Source organism: Pseudomonas sp. (genome assembly GCF_002796985.1).
Taxonomy (GTDB): domain Bacteria; phylum Pseudomonadota; class Gammaproteobacteria; order Pseudomonadales; family Pseudomonadaceae; genus Pseudomonas.
The window spans coordinates 16226-35592 of sequence record NZ_PEKX01000008.1 but is presented as its reverse complement, the minus strand read 5'-3'; the positions used below and the strand labels follow the sequence as shown (position 1 = coordinate 35592).

The following is a 19367-nucleotide window of genomic DNA, read 5'->3' as shown; positions in this document are numbered from 1 at the left end:
GCACAGCGATACCCATCGATCCCCTGCACCATCAGCATGGGTATCGCTGCGCTCCACCCATCCTACGATTCTGTCGGCAGGGGCGGGCACGGCGCGCTCCTGCAAGATTTCAGCAAGTCTTCAGCGCAGCAGTTGATAGAACGTGGGGTTGTCGTCGCACTGCCCGGCGCCGCACTCCAGCACGGTGGAGACCAGGTTCGCCGCGATCAGCGCAGTGAACAGCAGCGCCCCCACCTTGCCCGGCAACGAGAAGCGCGGGGGCTCGCGATCGGATCCTTCTTTCAACATCATCATCACGGCGACAGCGACGATCCCCATCAGCGAAGCCACCACCGTCCAAGTGTAGAAATGCAAACCGAGGAAGGGTGAGCCGTAGCCCGCATCACCGGGAGTGATATGCAGGAAGACCTGACGCATGCCCACGGCCCCCGCCGTTAGCGCACCCAGCAGCGCCATGGCGTAATGACGGTTGCGAATGCCAAAACGGACGTTGAACAGGAAACCGAAACCGATCAGCAGCATCCCGACCCGTTGCAACAGGCACAACGGACAGGGCAGCTCGGACTTCATCAGTTGGTAGTAGAACGCGACCAACAACGCGGCGCAGATCGCATACAGCGCGAGGACGTTCAGCCAGAGCGGCAGACGGCTTTCCGGTTGGAAGACAGGTGAGTTCATGGCGGCCCTCAGAACGACAGCGTCAGCGGATCGGTGACGTGGTGATCGAACCACCCCAGCGTCACCAGCAGCAGGACCAGCCACAGCGCGTAGCTGGCTCCGGTCTTCCCCATGACAGTGCTGACCGCCGCGCAGAGCGCGAGCAGAAACGGCAGGAACATGTACATCGGCGTTACCTCGCTCCGCAGTGGGGAGCAGAAAGGAGAGTCGGCCGCCGGCTTCCGGCGGCGCCGCCAGTACACTAGCGGTCACCGCCTGAAGAGATTTCCCGTTTCCGGGGAGTCCTTTCCCAAACCCTCGCGCTGGACTTTCAGCCTCGACGCAGGCGCTCCGCTGCATTCAGCAGCAAAGACTCGGTGCCGCTCCAGCCCAGGCAGCCATCGGTGATCGACACACCGTAGCGCAGCTCGCCGGACAGCGGCTGGCAACCGTCGAACAGATGACTCTCCAGCATCACGCCGCGCAGCGAGGCATCGCCGGCCAGGCGCTGGTCGAGCACGCTGTCCAGCACCGCCGGCTGGCGCAGCGGGTCCTTGCCGCTGTTGGCGTGGCTGCAATCCACCAGGATGCTCGGGTCGAGGCCGAGCTTCTCCAGCCCCTGGCGAATCTGCTGCACGCTGGCCGCGTCGAAGTTCGGCCCGGCGTGGCCGCCGCGCAGCACCAGATGAGTGTCCGGGTTACCCTGGGTCTGCACCAGCGACGGACGGCCCAGCGCGTCGATGCCAAAGTGCTGGTGCGGATGCGCGGCCGAGCGCATGGCGTCGGTGGCGATGCCGATGCTGCCGTCGGTGCCGTTCTTGAAGCCCACTGGCAGGTCGAGGCCGCTGACCATCTCGCGGTGCACCTGGGATTCGCTGGTGCGCGCGCCGATGGCGGCCCAGCCGAGCAGGTCATCGAAGTAGCCGGCCACCAGCGGTTGCAGCAGCTCGGTGGCGATCGGCAGGCCGCGTTCGAGCATGCCCAGCATCAGCCGGCGCGACAGTTCGAGGCCGCCGGCCATGTCGCCCGTACCGTCCAGCTGCGGGTCGTAGACCAGGCCTTTCCAGCCGATGGTGGTACGCGGCTTCTCGACGTAGGCGCGCATCACCAGCAGCAGCTGGTCGCTGACCTGCGGTGCCAGTTCGGCGAGACGGTCGGCGTATTCGAGGGCGGAGACGGGGTCGTGCAGCGAGCACGGGCCGATGACGACGAGCAGACGCGGATCGCGGCCGTCGAGTACGGCGCGGATCGCCTCGCGGCCTTCGCGGACGCGGTGGGCCATGGCAGGAGAAAGCGGTAAGCGCTGGCGCAGTTCGGCAGGGCTCGGCAGCGGGTGTTCGCGGCGGCGAGCGGAGGGCAGCGGGAGGTCGAGGACTTCGGCGGTGGCTGCGTGTTCGGGGCGGATCAGGGGGGAGGTGGAAGCATTCATCTGACTGGCATCCTTGGCCGGCGCGGTCTTCTATCCGCGCTCGGCGCTCTATCTAAGTGTTCGTGACAAGGCTCGTTGGGTGGCACGCAGCGCGCTGCTAAATCGCCAGTCGGAGTTGCGGTAATAGCGGTAGTTGGTGGTGTTCATGGCTTGATCCTCTGTCCGGGCGTTTTGGCCCGATTCAATTGGTTGGCAATGTGTTGGCCTTGTGGGCCGGAAAAACAAAAACCCCGGTCGGGTTGCCGACCGGGGTTTGATGAATCTGTCTGGTTGGCGACCCTGCTTGCTAGGGCGCCTGTGGGGTATCAGGCGCGCCTTTGGCTAAACCAATACCCATAGAAGAAAGCGCCGGCAGCAGTGGCCAGGACCTGCGCGCGAGCAGCCACGGAGCCAATGGCACCGAGGCGGGCGAGGGACTGGATGGACAGGCTGGACGGCATGATGTTCTCCGTGGAATGGGAGCCAAGGTACTGCATCGCGCAGCGCCGATCAATGACTTGAATCTATCGCTGCGATGGACATTGGTCGCACCTCCTGCACCCGGTTCGCTACCATGCACGGACGAAATCTGCAGGAAATCCCCATGAGCGCCCTTCCCCATTTCCCACTGGCAGCCGTCGTCGGCGCCGATGAGCTGAAGCTGGCCCTGTGCCTGGCGGCCATCGACCCAGCCATCGGCGGCGTGCTGATCGAAGGGCCGCGCGGCATGGCCAAGTCCACCCTGGCGCGCGGCGTCGCCGACCTGCTGGACGGCGGGCGCTTCGTCACCCTGCCGCTGGGCGCCAGCGAGGAGCGCATCGTCGGTACCCTCGACCTGGACGCGGCGCTGGGCGAAGGTCGCGCGCAATTCTCCCCCGGCGTGCTGGCCCATGCCCACGGCGGCGTGCTTTATGTGGATGAAGTGAACCTGCTGCCCGACCACCTCGTCGACCTGCTGCTCGACGTGGCCGCCAGCGGGGTCAACCTGATCGAACGCGACGGCCTGTCCCACAGCCATCCGGCGCGCTTCGTGCTGATCGGCACGATGAACCCCGAGGAAGGCGAACTGCGCCCGCAACTGCTGGACCGCTTCGGCCTCAAGGTGCAACTGCAAGGAACACCCGCACCGAGCGAACGCGCCGAAATCGTCCGCCGTCGGCTGGCCTTCGATGCCGACCCGCAGGCGTTCCTTGCGCACTGGCAGGCCGCACAGCAGGCGCTGCAACAACGTTGTGGCGATGCACGACAGCAACTGGCGGCGATCCCCCTGGACGATGCCGCGCTGGAGACCATCGCCGAGCGCTGTCACGCCGCCGGCGTCGACGGCCTGCGCGCCGACCTCGTCTGGCTGCGCGCAGCCCGCGCCCACGCGGCCTGGCGCGGCGCCAACGCCATCGAGGCGCAGGATATCGATGCGGTCGAGCACTTCGCCCTCGCCCATCGCCGTCGTCCTGCATCACCGCAATCGAGCACGCCGCCGCAGCCCTCATCCAGCCAGTCGCAGGCATCGTCCAATGCATCCAACGGCGAAGGCCAATGGGGCGAACTGCCCGCGCAGAGCGTCGCCATGGGCGAACGCCGGCAACTGACGGGCTGGCCAAAAAAGCCCTGAGCATCCGCCCGCGCCAGGCCCCAGGCGCGGATGCCAAACCCCGACCCGGCCAGCTCGCCGGCGGCCGCAGCGGCGCCCGCCAATCGGGCGCGCACGGCCGTATCGACTGGCCCGCCACCCTGCGCAACGGCCGCCCGCAACACCGTGCCGACCTGGTGCTGCGCGCCCGTAGCCGCCAGCCCGGCGAACTCTGGCTGGTGATAGTCGACGCCTCCGCCAGTACACGCCGCCACGGTGCTCTCACCCAGGCCAAGGGCCTGCTCGCCGACACTTTCGAACAGGCCTACCGGCAACGTGCGCGCCTCGCCGTACTGCACGCCACCGGCGCACAACCGCGCTGGTTATGGCAGGGCCAGAAGGCTTCGCGTCACTTGCAGGAGTGGCTGGAGCAACTTGGAGCCGGCGGCGGCACCCCGCTGATCGAGGCGCTGCAGCAAGCCCGCGAATGGCTGGACCAGCGCCAGCGACAGAAGCCGGGCGAACACCAGCGCCTGCTGGTGCTGACCGACGGCCGCCTGCGCGACTGGCCGGCGCTGCAGCCACTGAACTGCCCGACGGTGCTGGTGGATATCGAAGGCGGAGCCGTGCGGCTGGGGCGGGCACAAGGACTCGCCCAAGAGCTGGGAGCGGAATACCGCAGAGTCGCCGAGGTACCCCGCATAGATCGATAAGCGCGCCACTGTCACCTGTGAGCCGACCTGGATAAAGTGGGCCGCCGATGGATCGGTCACGCTCACGTTCAAGGAAAGAACTCTTCATGCAGACACGTGCACTACTGCTGGCAGGCCTGGCCACGGCCCTTGCCTACTTCGCGTATGACCGCCACCAGGCTTCGAGAGCCGACGCACAGGTTCTGGCGCCCGTGGTAGTCCCGACCGATGCCCCCGGCTTCATGGAAACGCCCGAGCAGATTTCCTCGCAAAGCCAGAGCGAAATCATCAATCACTACACGAGCCAGGGCTACCGCCTGAAATGCTACGGCGACCTCGGACCACGGGAGCGCATTCGTAACGATGACTATCTCTGCCTGGCGCCGATCAGCTCGGCCTTCGCCGAAATTCCTGCCAGCCAGGTGGTGTTCTTCTTCAAGAAGGAGCGCCTGAACCACGTGCGTTTTCTATTTCCGTCCAGTTCATTCGAACCTCTTCGCGGCTACCTGAGCACGTGGCAGGAAAACGCCAAGCGCCTGCCCGAGTCCAGGTTTGGCGATTTCGGCCTGGACCCTTCGGGCAACAACCTGGTGGTCTGGAGAACACAGTACGGGCTTCTCACTGCCACGGAGACCAATCGTGCCGGCGAACCTGCGGTTGTGCTGTGGAGCGCCAGGAAGAACTTCGCGCGAATGAAGAACAGCCCCTGGTCCAAGTAGTGCCGCAACTCGCTCAAGGCTCCCCATTGCGCCCATGCAACAGGAACCCGGGCCGCTCGCTCAGGCGCTCGTAGTAAGCCGCCACCGCCGGTAGATCGGGGCGCTGCATGGGCGTCAGGTACCAGCGGTTCACCGACAGCCCGAGCACGATATCGGCGAGGCTGAAGCAGGCGCCGGTAACGAACGCGCCCGTGTGCGCCAGCTGGCGATCCAGCAGGGCCATGCAGTGGTTCCACTGCGCCTCGCTCAGGGCGATGGCGGATTCGTCGGTATGGCTCGGGCTGTTGCGCACCCTGGCCATGAACACGTAGCGCCAGGCGTTGTTCAGCTCGGTGGCCTGCCAGCCCATCCACTGCTCCACCAGGGAGCGCTCGCGCGCTGAGGTGGGCAGCAATTCACCCTGCGGGTACTGGGTGGCGAGATAACCGCAGATGGCGTTGGACTCCCAGAGCACGAAGTCGCCGTCGACGAGGACCGGCACCATAGCGTTGGGGTTGAGTGCGATGAACTCCGCCGAGGCGGTGGAGCGGAAGCCCGTGCCCCAGTCTTCCCGTTCGTAGGGCAGGTTCAGTTCGGCGCAGGCCCAGAGCACCTTGCGTACATTGATCGATGAAGCGCGGCCGAGGATTCGCAGCATGGTGTCACTCCCTGTGAAAACCGGGGCCCAGCATAGAGACTGGCCGGGCGGCGGAGAAGCATCGTGACGACTTTCGTAGGAGCGAGCTTGCTCGCGAACAACTACGAAGCTGTGAACACCCCCGAGTCGGGTCGTTCAATCGAACCGCACGGGTAGCTCGGTTGCAGAAGGGCCGACCTGCGGCAAGGCGATCGCTGGCGACACGAGGGTTCGCGAGCAAGCTCGCTCCTACGAAAGGCAGCGCCGCAGATCCGCCCACAGTGCCTCGACGCTGTCGAATTCCCGATCCACGGTCGGCAATGCCGGCCGCGCCAGAATCAGCACTGGCACACCGCGCTCGCGGGCAACCTGCAGCTTCGGCTCGGTGGCCTGGCTGCCGCTGTTCTTGCTGACCAGCACGTCGGTGCCCAGGCGGGTGAACAGCTCGCGCTCGCCGTCCAGGGTGAACGGCCCGCGCGCGCCGAGCACTTCGGCGCGCGCGTTGCCGGGCAGGCTTTGCAGGCAACGCACGGTCCAGTGCTGGTGAGCGGGAATCTCGTCCAGATGCTCCAGCGGCTCGCGGCCCAGGGTGAAAAGCGGGCGGCAAAAGCCATTCAGCGCCGAGATCAGCGCCGGCCAGTCAGCCACCTCACGCCAGTCGTCCCACACCCCAGCCTGCCAACCGGGACGACGTAGCGCCCAACAAGGCACGCCAGCCAGTTGCGCGGCACGGGCAGCGTTGGCGCTGATCTGCGCGGCGTAGGGATGGGTGGCGTCGAGCAGCAGGTCGAAACCGCGTTCGCGGATGAACTGGGCAAGGCCCTCGGCGCCGCCGTAACCACCCACCCGCACTTCACAGGCGAGGTCGTCCGGCACCTTGCCGAGGCCGGCGAGGCTGTACAGGTGCTGCGGGCCGAGACGGCGCGCAATGGCCAGCGCCTCGCCGATGCCGCCCAGCAGCAGGACCCGCTTCATCGCACCTCCAGCGCTTCGCCCACCAGGTTGCCCTGACGGTCGATGGCGAAGACTTCCAGCGTCACTTCCAGGGGCACGATGCGCCGGGCAAAGGCCAGCGCGCGGGCGCAGACGGCATCACCCAGTGCGATGCCCTCGGCGCGGCACAGCGCCAGCGCCTGCTGGCTGGTGTTGGCTTCGCGCATGCGCTGTTGCAGGTCTGCCGACGCGCCGATTTCCGCCGCCCACTCGGCCAGCTGCGGCAGGTCGATGCTGGAGTGGCGGCTGTGCAGGTCCATGTGGCCGGCGGCGAGTTTGCTGATCTTGCCGAAGCCGCCGCAGACGCTGAAGCGCTCCACCGGCACCTTGCGCAGGTGCTTGAGCGCGGCGCCGACAAAGTCGCCCATCTCGATCAGCGCGGTGTCGTCGAAGCCGTAGCGACGGCGCATGGCGTCCTCGCTGGCGTTGCCGGTGCAGGCGGCGAGGTGGCGGAAGCTGTTGGCGCGGGCGACGTCGATTCCCTGCTGGATCGAGGCGATGTAGGCCGAGCAGGAGAACGGCCGGACGATGCCGGTGGTGCCGAGAATCGACAGACCACCGAGGATGCCCAGGCGCGGGTTCATGGTCTTGAGCGCCAGCTCGGCGCCGCCCTCGATGTTGATCGTGACGTCGAAGCCGCCGGCATAGCCGCACTCGGCCGCCAGCGTAGCGAGGTTGCCCTGCATCATCTGCCGCGGCACCGGGTTGATCGCCGGCTCGCCCACTGCGAGCACCAGCCCCGGCTTGGTGATGGTGCCGACGCCTTCTCCCGCGTGGAAGCGCACGCCGGGCTCATCGCTCAGGGCGACGCGGGCGAAGACCAGCGCACCGTGGGTTACGTCCGGGTCGTCGCCGGCATCCTTCAGCGTGCCGGCTTCGGCGCCGTCGGCGGTGAGCCGGCAGAACTCCAGGCGCAGGGTCGCGCTGCGCTGTTTCGGCAGGGCGATCTGTGCGGCGTCCAGCGTTTCACCCGTCAGCAGCAGGCGCGCTGCCGCCAGGCTGGTGGCAGTGGCACAGCTGCCGGTGGTGTAGCCACTGCGCAGCGGGCGGGGTTCTTCGGGAGTTTCGTCACGCACGGCAGGGAGCGCCGTTGCCGTAGGGAAACAAAGACCTCATGCCTTCCAGACTTCCAGCAAGGTGATCGGCAACGCCGCGCGCCAGGTATCGAAGCCACCGAGCGGCTGCGCCTGGGACAGCGACAGACGGGTCAGCTCGCCGCCGATGCGGGCGCGCCAGCTCAGCAGCAGGGCCTCGCTCTGCAGGGTGACGGCGTTGGCGACCAGCCGACCGCCGGGCTTGAGCTGCTCCCAGCATTGCTCGAACACGCCGGGCAGGGTCACACCGCCGCCGATGAAGATCGCGTCGGGGCGCTCCAGCCCCTGCAACGCCTCCGGCGCGGCGCCGCAGACCAGTTGCAGTGCCGGCACACCGAGGGCGTCACGGTTGAAGCGGATATGTCCCTGGCGCCCGTCGTTGGCTTCGATGGCCAGCGTGCGGCAGCTCGGGTGCGCGCGCATCCACTCGATGCCGATGGAGCCACAACCGGCGCCGACGTCCCACAGCAGTTCGCCGGGCTTCGGCGCCAGCCGCGCCAGGGTCACGGCGCGCACATCGCGCTTGGTCAGCTGGCCGTCGTGGCGGTAGGCGTCGTCCGGCAGGCCGATGGTCAGGGGCAGACGAACCGCGTCGACACCGGCTACGCACTGCACGGCCACCAGGTTCAGCGCAGCAGTCTCGCTCTGCGACCAGTCGCTGGCGAGCCCGTCGATGCGTCGTTCCGACTCACCGCCGAGGTGCTCCAGCACGCTGAGGCGACTGGCGCCGAAACCGCGCTCGCGCAACAGCGCGGCGATGGCGACCGGGCTACTGCCATCGTTGCTGAGGATCAGCAGCTTCACGCCCTCGTGGACCTGCGCATGGAGTGCAGCCAATGGGCGCGCCACCAGCGACAGCAGCGTGCAGTCCTGCAACGCCCAGCCCATCCGCGCGGCGGCGAGAGAGGCGGAAGACGGTGCGGAAAGCACGAGCATTTCCTCGGACGGAATCTGACGGACCAGGCTCGCGCCGACGCCGAACAGCATCGGATCGCCGCTGGCCAGCACGCAGGTCGGTTCGCCGCGCCGGCGCAACACCGGCTCCAGGCTGAACGGGCTCGGCCAGGCCTGGCGACGGGCGCCCAGGCAATGCGGCAGCAGCTCCAGCTGGCGCGGCGCGCCAATCACTTCGCTGGCGGCGAGCAGGGCGCGGCGCGCAGCCTTGCCGAGGCCGGCATAGCCGTCCTCGCCGATGCCGACGATGGTCAGCCAGGGCGTCATGAAATGTCCTCAGGGGTGCGACGATCGATCCGACGGGCAGGCTTTTCCTGCCTTCGGGCAAAGCAGGCATAATACCCGCTTCGTCGGTGCTCGTAGGATGCTTCGCCTTTTGCGGTGAGGTTTCTCAGAGCCGAAGAGGGAACACGGTTAAGCCGTGGCTGCCCCCGCAACTGTAAGCAGCGAGTCCGCGCAATGCGGCAGCACGAGAACAGCGTTCCGTGTTGTCGGTCAGGCCACTGGGCAACCGGGAAGGCCGCGCTGGATGAGGACCTGCCAGCCAGGAGACCTGCCGACGAAACCAGTCGCGCGTGCAGACATCGAGCGGGGTGTATCGGTGTCGTGAAGTCCCCTTTGGGGGATTCGCAGGTCACCGCGACCCAGCCCTGGTGACCACCGTGCAAGATTCCTCAGCTCTGCCCGTCCGCCCGCACCCCTGCCCCGGCCTGCTGCGTATCGTGGCCTCCCGCGATGGCGGCATCTGCCGCATCAAGCTGCCCTGCGGGCAACTCGACGCCAACGCCGCGCGCGCCATCGCCCTGGCCGCCGAACGACATGCCGACGGCGTGCTGGAAGCGACCAACCGCGCCAACCTGCAGATTCGCGGCGTACATGCCGGCGCCGAAAATGCGCTGAGCCGTGAACTGTTGGCTGCCGGCCTCGGCCCGCGTGAGCTGGCGTCGGACGACGTGCGCAACCTGCTGGTCAGCCCGGCAATGGGCCTGGGCACTGGCAACACTTTCGATGCGAGCCGACTGGCGCGCCAACTGCTCGACCTGCTGGAGCGCACTCCGCGCTTCCATGGTCTGTCGCCCAAGTTCGGCATCCAGCTCGACGCAGGCGAAGCGCTGGCGATGCTGGAGCACCCCAACGATCTCTGGTTGTCGGCCATGTCCGACGATGCGACGCCGCTGTTCGCCTTCGGCCTGGCCGGTTGCCCGCCGCAGCACGAGACCGATCGCCCTGCCCTCGCCGCCGTGAGCGCCGAGCAAGTACCGCTGCTGGTGGAAACCCTGCTGCACCTGTTCCTCGATCTCGCCGGCGATGGCCAGACGCGCATGCGCCACCTGCGCGAGATGCTCCGCGATGAGGTGCTGCTGGAGCGCCTGCAGCAGCGCCTGCCCTTCAGGCTGCACCTTGGGCCGGCTGTGGATAACTGGCGACGTCCTGCGCCGCAGGCTTTCGGCCATCTCGGGATTCGTCCCCAGCGCCAGCCGGAACGCGCCATGGTCGGTGCGGGATTCGTCCTCGGACGCCTGGACAGCACCACGCTGTTCGGCCTCGCCGATCTTGCCGAGCGCTTCAGCGGCGGACAGCTGCGTCTGACGCCCTGGCAAAGTCTGATCCTCCCCGACGTGGCACAGACCGACGCGGCCATCGTCCTCGGCGCGCTGGCCAACCTCGGCCTGGTGATCGACGCCGCGCAGCCGCTGTCGCGCCTGATCGCGTGCAGCGGCTCCAGCGGTTGCGCCCGCGGGCTGGCCGACACCAAGGCCGATGCCCTGCGCCTGGCCGAACGTCTGCGCCACGCGCCACCAGCCGGCGTACACCTGTGCGGCTGCCCGCGCTCCTGCGCCGCCGCCCACGTCGCCCCCTACACCCTGCTGGCCGTCGCCGACGGCCGCTATGACCTGTTCCGTCGCGCCGATGGCGTGGCCGGCTTCGGCCAGCCGCTGGCGCGCAACCTTTCCCTCGATGCCGCCGGCGATCTGCTGGCCGCACCCGGAGCTCCCCTTGATGCTTGATTACATCCGCGACGGCCAGGCGATCTACCGCCAGTCCTTCGCCACGATTCGCACGGAAGCCGACCTGTCCGGTATCCCCGACGACCTGGAGAAACTCGCCGTGCGAGTGATCCACGCCTGCGGCATGGTCGACGTGGTGCAGGACCTGCGCTTCTCCACAGGTGCCGGGGCCATCGGTCGCGCGGCACTGGCCGCTGGCGCGCCGATTCTCTGCGATGCGCGGATGGTCGCCGAGGGCATCACCCGCGCGCGCCTGCCGGCACACAACGAGGTGATCTGCACCCTCAACAACACGGACGTCCCGGAACTCGCCCGCGAGCTGGGCAACACCCGCTCGGCGGTGGCGCTGGAGCACTGGCGCGAGCACCTGGAAGGCAGCGTGGTGGTGATCGGCAACGCCCCGACCGCCCTCTTCTACCTGCTGGAAATGCTCGATGCCGGCGCACCGAAACCGGCGCTGATCCTCGGCTTCCCGGTGGGTTTCGTCGGCGCCATGGAATCCAAGGACGCCCTTGCCGCCGACAGCCGTGGCGTGCCCTACGTGATCGTCCGTGGACGCCGTGGCGGCAGTGCGATGGCCGCCGCCGCAGTGAACGCCCTGGCCACGGAGGTGGAGTGATGACCGGCCGCCTCATCGGCCTGGGCGTCGGCCCGGGCGACCCGGAACTGCTGACCCTCAAGGCCCTGCGCCTGCTGCGTGCATCCCCGGTGATCGGCTACTTCGTGGCCAAGGCCAAACACCATGCCGGCCAGGGCGGCAACGCCTTCGCCATCATCGAGCAGCACCTGCTCGATGAGCAGCAGCGCCTGCCGCTGGTCTACCCGGTGACCACCGAGAAGCTGGAGCCGCCGCTGACCTACGAAGGCGTGATCAGCGACTTCTACGACACTGCGGCCGCGCAGGTGGCCGCGCACCTGGACGCCGGCCGCGACGTGGCGGTGATCTGCGAAGGCGACCCGTTCTTCTACGGCTCGTACATGTACCTGCATGACCGTCTTTCGGAACGCTATGACACCGAAGTCGTACCCGGCGTCTGCTCGATGCTCGGCAGCGCGGCGGTGCTCGGCGTGCCGCTGGTGTATCGAAACCAGAGCCTGTCGGTGCTCTCCGGCGTACTCCCGGAAGACGAACTCAAGTGCCGCCTGGCCGACGCCGATGCGGCGGTGGTGATGAAGCTCGGCCGCAACTTCGACAAGGTCCGCCGTGTGCTACGCGAGCTGGGCCGCGACGGCGGCGCCCACTACGTCGAGCGCGCGACCATGCGCGAGCAGCGCATCGTTGCGCTGGACGACGTCGACCCGATGGCCTCGCCGTACTTCTCGATGATCGTCATCCCCGGCCAGCGGTGGAACGGTTGATGCGCACCGCCATCGTCATTCTCGGCCAGGGCGCGCTGGCCACCGCGCGACGCCTGCAGGAGATTTATCCACAGGCGCGTGTGCTGGGCCTGAAGGACCGCGTCGAAGGCGCCGATGAGTCCTACGCGAACTTCGGCGATACCCTGCGCCAGCTCTACCGCGACGACACCCCGATCATCGCCCTGTGCGCCGCCGGCATCGTCATCCGCACCCTTGCCCCGCTACTCGTCGAGAAAGGTGCAGAGCCGCCAGTGCTGGCCGTCGCCGAAGACGGCAGCGCCGTGGTACCGCTGCTCGGCGGGCTGGGCGGGGTGAACCGCATGGCCCGCGAGATGGCCGCCGCGCTGGACGTGGCGCCTGCCATCACCACCAGCGGCGAACTGCGTTTCGGCGCCTGCCTGCTCGACCCGCCGCCTGGCTATGCACTGGCGGACATCGAACAGGGCAAGCGGTTCGTCTCCGACCTGCTGGGCGGCGACACCCTGCGCATCGAGGGCGACGCGCCCTGGCTGGACGAGCTGGACCTGCCGTTGGCCGAGGACGCCGCGCACACCCTGCGCATCGATGCCTGCGCCGAGGGCATCGCGCAGAACGAGCTGCGCATCCATCCGTGCATCGTCCTCGCCCACGTCACGCTGGTGGATTCGCAACTGCCCGAGCGCATCCGCCAGGGCCTGGCGCAGGCCGGCCTGGCCGCAGCATCGCTGGCCGCAGTGGTGGCGCCGCGCTGCCGCATGGCCGATCCGGCCCTGGCCGAGGCCGCCCGCCAACTGGACGTACCGCTGCGATTCATCCACAACGACGACGAATTGCCGCCGGCTGTGCTGCATGGCGATTCCTTCCACCTGCACCGCGCCGCCACGCCGCTCGAAGCACAAGGCATCGGCCAGCCGCGCGGGCGACTCAGCGTGATAGGTCTGGGCCCAGGCGCCAGCGACTTCATGATCCCCGCCGTGCGCCGCGCGCTGGATGAAGCCCAGGACCTGCTCGGCTACGAGACCTACGTAAAGATGGCCGAGCCCCTGCGTGACGACCAGGTACGCCACTGCACTGACAATCGCGAGGAAATGCAGCGCGCCCGCCACGCCTTCGAGCTGGCCGCCAGCGGTCGGCGTGTGGTGGTGATTTCCTCCGGCGACCCCGGCGTATTCGCCATGGCCGCCGCCGTGATGGAAGCCCTGCACGAGAGCAGCGACCCGCACTGGCATGGCGTGGAGCTGGAGGTGCTGCCGGGCGTGTCCGCCGCACTGGCCGCCGCCGCAAAAGCCGGTGCGCCGCTGGGGCATGACTTCTGTCTGATTTCCCTGTCGGACAACCTCAAGCCGTGGGAGACCATCGAGAAGCGCCTGGACCATGCCGGCGCCGCCGACCTGGCCATGGCCTTCTACAACCCGATATCCAAGGCACGCCCCTGGCAACTGGGGCGCGCACTGGAAATCGTCCGCCGCCACCGCTCGCCAGAGACGCTGGTGGTGCTCGGCCGCGACATCGGTCGCCCGGCGGAAGCGCTGCGTGTCGTCACCCTCGGCGAGCTGGTGCCGGAGATGGTCGACATGCGCACGCTGGTAATCGTCGGCTCGTCCCTGACCCGGCGCTTCCCCCGCGCCGGCGGCGGTAACTGGGTGTACACGCCGCGCTGGTATCGCTGAACCCCAGCTTTTCGTAGGAGCGAGCTTGCTCGCGAACATCTCGGCACCAGAACTGCCGGGAAATCTGTTCGCGAGCAAGCTCGCTCCTACAGGGGAAGCAGCTCCGTGGCGCACCGTCGCCACGGGGCTCTCACACTCTAGAAATCCGCCGCATGGCGGTAGCGCGTCTCCAGTTCCAGGGAGATGCGGTAGGCCTGCGCCTCGCCTTCGTTATGGAAGATGCCAACCAACTGGCCTTCCTGGTGCACATCCCAGCAACGCCCGCCCTGGGCGCGGAACTCACGGGATTTATGCTCGTCGTCACGCTCGGTCACCGTAATGCTCATGTCTTTCTTCTCCGGTTTTGCCGTACATCAAGGCAATTCCAGAGTCATTTAATTAGCGGGCTAATTAAATACTCGCTATCGAGAAAGACCTTTACGAAGATTCGCCAAAACGAGCGTCCCAGAAACGCAAAAGCGCAGCTCGAAGGCTGCGCTCTTGGGACTCGATCCGTTCGGGTTAGAACGGAATGTCGTCGTCGAAGCTGTCGTAGTCCGGAGCCGGTTGCGGCGCGGGCTGGGACTGCTGCTGCGGCGCAGGGCGCGGGGCCTGCTGCGGACGCTGCTGTTGCGGCTCGCGGGGAGCGCGCGGTGCGTCATCACCACCGGCGCCCGGACGGCCGCCGAGCAGCTGCATGTTGCCGTTGATGTCGACCACGATCTCGGTGGTGTACTTGTCCTGGCCGTCCTGACCCTGCCACTTGCGGGTGCGCAGGCTGCCTTCGACGTAGATCTGCGAGCCCTTGCGCACGTACTCGGCGACGATCTCCGCCAGGCGACCGAAGAACACCACGCGGTGCCACTCGGTACGTTCCTGCTGCTGGCCGGTCTGCTTGTCCTTCCAGCTCTCGCTGGTGGCCAGGGTGACGTTGGTCACCGCGTTGCCGTTGGGCAGGTAGCGGGTTTCCGGATCGCCACCGACGTTACCCACCAGAATGACTTTGTTAACCCCACGGGCCATGACGCTCTCCTAAAGGCTTCAGCACGTCGCCTGCTCGGCGCCGGCGAGGCGCTCGAGGGACGTGCGATCAACTTGTTGGGAATCTACTTTGACATAAGCGGCCGCTTCTTCAACGACCACCATCACATCGCTCACACCGGGCAATGCCTTGAAACGCTCAGCCAACGAAGCATCGCGCAGCGCCTCGTCGGACAAAGGCAGGCGAATACTCGTTACATACGGAGGTTCGCGCATGGTAACAGCAATCGCCAGCCAGATGGCAGCAAGGACCGCGCAGCCGATGAACACCCCATCGAGCCCGCCGTGCTGGTACATCCAGCCACCCAGAATGCCACCCACGGCGGCGCCGAGGAACTGGCTGGTGGAGTAGACGCCCATTGCCGTGCCCTTGCCGCCGGCCGGGGAAACCTTGCTCACCAGCGAAGGCAACGAGGCTTCCAGCAGGTTGAACGCGGTGAAGTAGACGACGATGCCGAACACCAGTTCCTTGAGGCTGTTGCCGAACTCCCAGAAGAACAGTTCGCAGAGCATCAGGGTCGCCACCGCACCGGCCAGCACGCGCTTCATCTGGCGCTTCTTCTCGGCGTAGATGATGAACGGGACCATGGCGAAGAAGCCGATCAGCAGCGCGGTCAGGTAGACCCACCAGTGCTGCTCCTTGGGCAGCCCGGCGCGCTCCACCAGCGCCAGCGGCAGCGCGACGAAGCTGGCCATGAGGATGGCGTGCAGCACCAGGATGCCAACGTCCAGGCGCAGCAGGTCGGCGTTCTTCAGGGTCGGGATCAGCGACTGCCGGGCAACGCTGGATTCGCGGTGCTGCATGCGGTGATCCGGCACCGGCACCATGAACAGGATGATCAGGATGCCCACCAGCGCCATGCCGGAGGTGAACCAGAACAGCCCGTGCAGGCCGAACCAGTGGGTCAGCACGGGGCCGGCGACCATTGAGGCGGCGAAGGACACGCCGATGCTCATGCCGATGATGGCCATGGCCTTGGTGCGGTGCTGTTCGCGGGTCAGGTCCGAGAGCAGCGCCATGACCACCGCGGAAATCGCCCCGGCGCCCTGGATCACCCGGCCGGCGATGACGCCCCAGATGGTGTCGGAACTGGCGGCCACGCCGGCGCCGATGGCAAATACCAGCAGGCCGATGACGATGATCGCGCGGCGGCCGATGCGGTCGGACAAGGTGCCCAGCGGAATCTGCAGCACCGCCTGGGTCAGGCCGTAGGCGCCCATGGCGAAACCGATGAGGGCTGGAGTGGCGCCGGCCAGATCCATGCCGTAGGTCATCATGACCGGCAGCAGCATGAACATGCCGAGCATACGGAAGGCATAGAGCAACGCCAGGCCGGAAGTTGCCCGGAGTTCTGTGCCACTCATGCGCTCAGTGTGGGAATCGTGCATAAGCCCCTCGTGGGAAGACGGATGTCGGGATTGCGCTTCACTGCTCCCGTGACGGCGCGCCCTTCCAGTCCGCGAAGAGCCGGCTGTCGCCAACGCCGAAAAATAGCCGGGCATTCTAGCAGCCCCGAAGTCCAAGGGCACACACGCGCTACTTTGCCGCGTGCCGGAAACGCCCCGTATAATCGATAGTTTTCGCCCGCCATGCGAGGCCGCAGTGGACAAGATCCTCATCCGTGGGGCACGTACCCACAACCTGAAGAACATCGACCTGACCCTGCCGCGCGACAAGCTGATCGTGATCACCGGCCTGTCCGGCTCCGGCAAGTCTTCCCTGGCCTTCGACACGCTCTACGCCGAGGGCCAGCGCCGCTACGTGGAATCCCTGTCGGCCTATGCCCGGCAGTTCCTCTCGATGATGGAAAAGCCCGACGTCGACACCATCGAAGGTCTGTCGCCGGCGATTTCCATCGAGCAGAAATCCACCTCCCACAACCCGCGCTCCACCGTGGGCACCATCACCGAAATCTACGACTACCTGCGCCTGCTCTATGCGCGCGTGGGTATTCCCCGTTGCCCGGACCACGACATCCCGCTGGAAGCGCAGACCGTCAGCCAGATGGTCGACCAGGTGCTGGCGCTGCCCGAAGGTCGGCGGCTGATGCTGCTGGCGCCAGTGATCCGCGAGCGCAAGGGTGAGCACCTGGCGGTGTTTGACGAGATGCGCGCCCAGGGCTTCGTCCGCGCCCGCGTCAACGGCAAGCTCTACGAGCTGGACGAAGTGCCTAAGCTGGACAAGAAGCTCAAGCACTCCATCGACGTGGTGGTAGACCGTTTCAAGGTGCGTGGCGACCTGCAGCAGCGCCTGGCGGAGTCCTTCGAGACGGCGATCAACCTGGCCGACGGCATCGCGCTGGTGGCTCCGATGGACGATGAGGAGGGCGAAGAAATCATCTTCTCCGCCCGCTTCGCCTGCCCGATCTGCGGCCACTCCATCAGCGAGCTGGAACCCAAGCTGTTCTCCTTCAACAACCCGGCCGGCGCCTGCCCGACCTGCGATGGCCTGGGCGTGAAGCAGTTCTTCGACGCGCGCCGGGTGGTCAATGGCGAGCTGACTCTGGCCGAGGGCGCGATACGCGGCTGGGACCGACGCAACGTCTACTACTTCCAGATGCTCGGCTCGCTGGCCGCGCACTTCGGTTTCAGCCTGGAAGAGCCGTTCCAGGCCATGGACCCGGAGCACCAGAAGTTCATCCTCAACGGCTCCGGCCGCGAGAACGTCGAATTCCGCTACCTCAACGACCGCGGAGACATCGTCAAGCGCGCGCACCCGTTCGAGGGCATCCTGCCGAACCTGGAGCGCCGCTACCGCGAGACCGAATCGGCCACCGTGCGCGAGGAGCTGGCCAAGTTCCTCAGCACCCAGCCCTGCCCGGACTGCCACGGCACTCGCCTGCGTCGCGAAGCACGCCATGTGTGGGTCGGCGACAAGACGCTGCCGGCGATCACCGCAATGCCGGTCGGCACCGCCTGTGAGTATGCCGAGAGCCTGACCCTGACCGGCCGCCGCGGCGAGATCGCCTCGAAGATCCTCAAGGAGATTCGCGAGCGCCTGCAGTTCCTGGTCAACGTCGGCCTCGACTACCTGACCCTGGACCGCAGCGCCGACACCCTGTCCGGCGGCGAAGCCCAGCGTATCCGCCTGGCCAGCCAGATCGGCGCTGGCCTGGTGGGCGTCATGTACATCCTCGACGAACCCTCCATCGGCCTGCACCAGCGCGACAACGAACGCCTGCTGGGCACCCTCACCCACCTGCGCAACCTGGGCAACACGGTGATCGTGGTGGAGCACGACGAGGACGCCATCCGCCTCGCCGACTACGTCGTGGACATCGGCCCTGGCGCGGGCGTGCATGGCGGCAAGATCGTCGCCGAGGGCACGCCGCAGCAGGTCATGGACCATCCGGACTCGGTCACTGGCGCCTACCTGTCCGGCCGCACCAAGATCGTCGTGCCCGCCGAGCGCACCCCGCGCAACAAGAAGCAGTTGCTCAAGCTCAAGGGCGCGCGTGGCAACAACCTGCAGAACGTCAACCTGGAAATCCCGGTCGGCCTGTTCACCTGCATCACCGGCGTCTCCGGCTCGGGCAAGTCGACGCTGATCAACAACACCCTGTTCCCGATCACCGCCACCGCGCTGAACGGCGCCACCACGCTGGAAGTCGCGCCCTACGATTCCTTCGACGGCCTGCAGCACCTGGACAAGGTGGTGGACATCGACCAGAGCCCGATTGGCCGCACCCCGCGCTCGAACCCGGCGACCTACACCGGACTGTTCACGCCGATCCGCGAGCTGTTCGCCGGCGTGCCGGAGTCGCGTTCACGGGGCTACGGCCCGGGCCGCTTCTCGTTCAACGTCAAGGGCGGCCGCTGCGAAGCCTGCCAGGGCGATGGCGTGATCAAGGTGGAGATGCACTTCCTGCCGGACATCTACGTGCCCTGCGACGTCTGCAAGGGCAAGCGCTACAACCGCGAGACGCTGGAAGTCCGCTACAAGGGCAAGAGCATCACCGAGGTGCTGGACATGACCATCGAGGACGCCCGCGGGTTCTTCGACGCCGTGCCGGCCATCGCCCGCAAGCTGCAGACGCTGATGGATGTCGGTCTGTCGTACATCAAGCTCGGCCAGAGCGCGACCACGCTGTCCGGCGGTGAGGCGCAGCGGGTGAAACTGTCCCGCGAGCTGTCCAAGCGCGACACCGGCAAGACCCTGTATATCCTCGACGAGCCGACCACCGGCCTGCACTTCGCGGATATCCAGCAACTGCTCGACGTGCTGCACCGCCTGCGGGACCACGGCAACACCGTGGTAGTGATCGAGCACAACCTGGACGTGATCAAGACCGCCGACTGGCTGGTCGACCTCGGCCCCGAGGGCGGCTCCAAAGGCGGCCAGATCATCGCCACCGGCACGCCGGAGCAGGTCTCGGAGCTGGCGGTGTCGCACACCGGGCACTTCCTCAAGCCGCTGCTGGAGCGCGACCGGGCCTGATTCGTGCGCGCATGAAAAAGCCCCTGTCGCCAATATCGGCGCAGGGGCTTTTCTTTGTCTTTTCGTAGGACCGAGGGGGGCGGCCGTTCTTGCTCGCGAACTGCCCAGCGCTGGAATCCCCGGGTAACTCTGTTCGCGAGCAAGCTCGCACCTACAAAAGCCAAGCCCCCGACACGTTGGCACCGAGGG

At 67.0% G+C, this 19367-nt stretch carries 18 protein-coding genes and 1 riboswitch; of the genes, 8 read left to right on the top strand and 10 right to left on the bottom strand.

The window, feature by feature from the left end:
* Window positions 1-120: 120 nt before the first annotated feature.
* The 3 genes from CTR55_RS12725 to CTR55_RS12715 form a co-directional block, all read right to left on the bottom strand.
* Entirely contained in the window at window positions 121-678 is a 558-nt protein-coding gene (locus tag CTR55_RS12725) for a disulfide bond formation protein B (RefSeq protein ID WP_296286678.1), read from the bottom strand.
* An 8-nt stretch (window positions 679-686) separates the two neighbouring features.
* A complete protein-coding gene (locus CTR55_RS12720; protein ID WP_296286676.1) occupies window positions 687-845 on the bottom strand; it encodes a DUF5993 family protein in 159 nt (52 codons plus the stop codon).
* A gap of 143 nt (window positions 846-988) precedes the next feature.
* Window positions 989-2086, bottom strand: a complete 1098-nt coding sequence (locus CTR55_RS12715; RefSeq protein ID WP_296286675.1) for a 3-deoxy-7-phosphoheptulonate synthase — start codon at window positions 2084-2086, stop codon at window positions 989-991.
* Between the two features lie 583 nt (window positions 2087-2669).
* Here CTR55_RS12715 and CTR55_RS12710 point away from each other — a divergent pair.
* The 3 genes from CTR55_RS12710 to CTR55_RS12700 all read left to right on the top strand — a co-directional run bounded on the left by CTR55_RS12710 (window position 2670) and on the right by CTR55_RS12700 (window position 5046).
* On the top strand, window positions 2670-3677 hold the full coding sequence (locus tag CTR55_RS12710; protein WP_296286673.1) for an AAA family ATPase: 1008 nt from the start codon (window positions 2670-2672) through the stop codon (window positions 3675-3677).
* Window positions 3602-4348: a VWA domain-containing protein gene (locus tag CTR55_RS12705; RefSeq protein ID WP_296286671.1), complete on the top strand. Its 747-nt coding sequence runs from the start codon at window positions 3602-3604 to the stop codon at window positions 4346-4348. The genes CTR55_RS12710 and CTR55_RS12705 overlap by 76 nt, the downstream gene beginning before the upstream one ends.
* Window positions 4349-4434: 86 nt before the next feature.
* Window positions 4435-5046, top strand: a complete 612-nt coding sequence (locus CTR55_RS12700) for a hypothetical protein (RefSeq protein WP_296286669.1) — start codon at window positions 4435-4437, stop codon at window positions 5044-5046.
* A 13-nt stretch (window positions 5047-5059) separates the two neighbouring features.
* On the opposite strand, the gene CTR55_RS12695 is transcribed toward CTR55_RS12700, so the two are convergent.
* From CTR55_RS12695 to cbiE, 4 genes are all read right to left on the bottom strand, one after another.
* Window positions 5060-5683, bottom strand: a complete 624-nt coding sequence (locus CTR55_RS12695; protein WP_296286667.1) for a glutathione S-transferase — start codon at window positions 5681-5683, stop codon at window positions 5060-5062.
* 228 nt (window positions 5684-5911) lie between these two features.
* Window positions 5912-6637 carry a cobalt-precorrin-6A reductase gene (locus tag CTR55_RS12690; protein WP_296286665.1) on the bottom strand — a complete coding sequence of 242 codons (726 nt, stop codon included), beginning with the start codon at window positions 6635-6637 and terminating at the stop codon, window positions 5912-5914.
* Window positions 6634-7731 carry a cobalt-precorrin-5B (C(1))-methyltransferase gene (locus CTR55_RS12685; RefSeq protein ID WP_296286663.1) on the bottom strand — a complete coding sequence of 366 codons (1098 nt, stop codon included), beginning with the start codon at window positions 7729-7731 and terminating at the stop codon, window positions 6634-6636. The genes CTR55_RS12690 and CTR55_RS12685 overlap by 4 nt, the downstream gene beginning before the upstream one ends.
* Window positions 7732-7767: 36 nt before the next feature.
* On the bottom strand, window positions 7768-8970 hold the full coding sequence (cbiE, locus tag CTR55_RS12680) for a precorrin-6y C5,15-methyltransferase (decarboxylating) subunit CbiE (RefSeq protein ID WP_296286661.1): 1203 nt from the start codon (window positions 8968-8970) through the stop codon (window positions 7768-7770).
* A 69-nt stretch (window positions 8971-9039) separates the two neighbouring features.
* Window positions 9040-9279, top strand: a riboswitch (cobalamin riboswitch).
* An 86-nt stretch (window positions 9280-9365) separates the two neighbouring features.
* Between cbiE and cobG the strand changes: the two genes are divergently transcribed.
* The 4 genes from cobG to cobJ are packed head-to-tail and all read left to right on the top strand — an operon-like array spanning window position 9366 to window position 13720.
* Window positions 9366-10712 carry a precorrin-3B synthase gene (gene cobG / locus CTR55_RS12675; RefSeq protein ID WP_296286659.1) on the top strand — a complete coding sequence of 449 codons (1347 nt, stop codon included), beginning with the start codon at window positions 9366-9368 and terminating at the stop codon, window positions 10710-10712.
* Window positions 10705-11331: a precorrin-8X methylmutase gene (locus tag CTR55_RS12670; RefSeq protein WP_296286656.1), complete on the top strand. Its 627-nt coding sequence runs from the start codon at window positions 10705-10707 to the stop codon at window positions 11329-11331. The genes cobG and CTR55_RS12670 overlap by 8 nt, the downstream gene beginning before the upstream one ends.
* Window positions 11331-12071, top strand: a complete 741-nt coding sequence (locus tag CTR55_RS12665; RefSeq protein WP_296286654.1) for a precorrin-2 C(20)-methyltransferase — start codon at window positions 11331-11333, stop codon at window positions 12069-12071. The genes CTR55_RS12670 and CTR55_RS12665 overlap by 1 nt, the downstream gene beginning before the upstream one ends.
* A complete protein-coding gene (gene cobJ, locus CTR55_RS12660) occupies window positions 12071-13720 on the top strand; it encodes a precorrin-3B C(17)-methyltransferase (protein WP_296286652.1) in 1650 nt (549 codons plus the stop codon). The genes CTR55_RS12665 and cobJ overlap by 1 nt, the downstream gene beginning before the upstream one ends.
* Window positions 13721-13857: 137 nt before the next feature.
* Here the strand turns inward: cobJ and CTR55_RS12655 are convergent, their stop codons facing one another.
* The 3 genes from CTR55_RS12655 to CTR55_RS12645 all read right to left on the bottom strand — a co-directional run bounded on the left by CTR55_RS12655 (window position 13858) and on the right by CTR55_RS12645 (window position 16129).
* Entirely contained in the window at window positions 13858-14046 is a 189-nt protein-coding gene (locus CTR55_RS12655; RefSeq protein ID WP_296286650.1) for a hypothetical protein, read from the bottom strand.
* Window positions 14047-14221: 175 nt separating this feature from the next.
* Window positions 14222-14722, bottom strand: coding sequence for a single-stranded DNA-binding protein (gene ssb, locus CTR55_RS12650; protein ID WP_296286649.1), 501 nt, complete (start codon window positions 14720-14722; stop codon window positions 14222-14224).
* Between the two features lie 18 nt (window positions 14723-14740).
* Entirely contained in the window at window positions 14741-16129 is a 1389-nt protein-coding gene (locus CTR55_RS12645) for an MFS transporter (RefSeq protein ID WP_296286646.1), read from the bottom strand.
* Window positions 16130-16343: 214 nt separating this feature from the next.
* Here CTR55_RS12645 and uvrA point away from each other — a divergent pair, with 214 nt between their 5' ends.
* Complete coding sequence (gene uvrA / locus CTR55_RS12640; protein WP_296286645.1) at window positions 16344-19178, top strand: excinuclease ABC subunit UvrA; 2835 nt, start codon at window positions 16344-16346, stop codon at window positions 19176-19178.
* The last annotated feature ends 189 nt before the right edge of the window (window positions 19179-19367 follow it).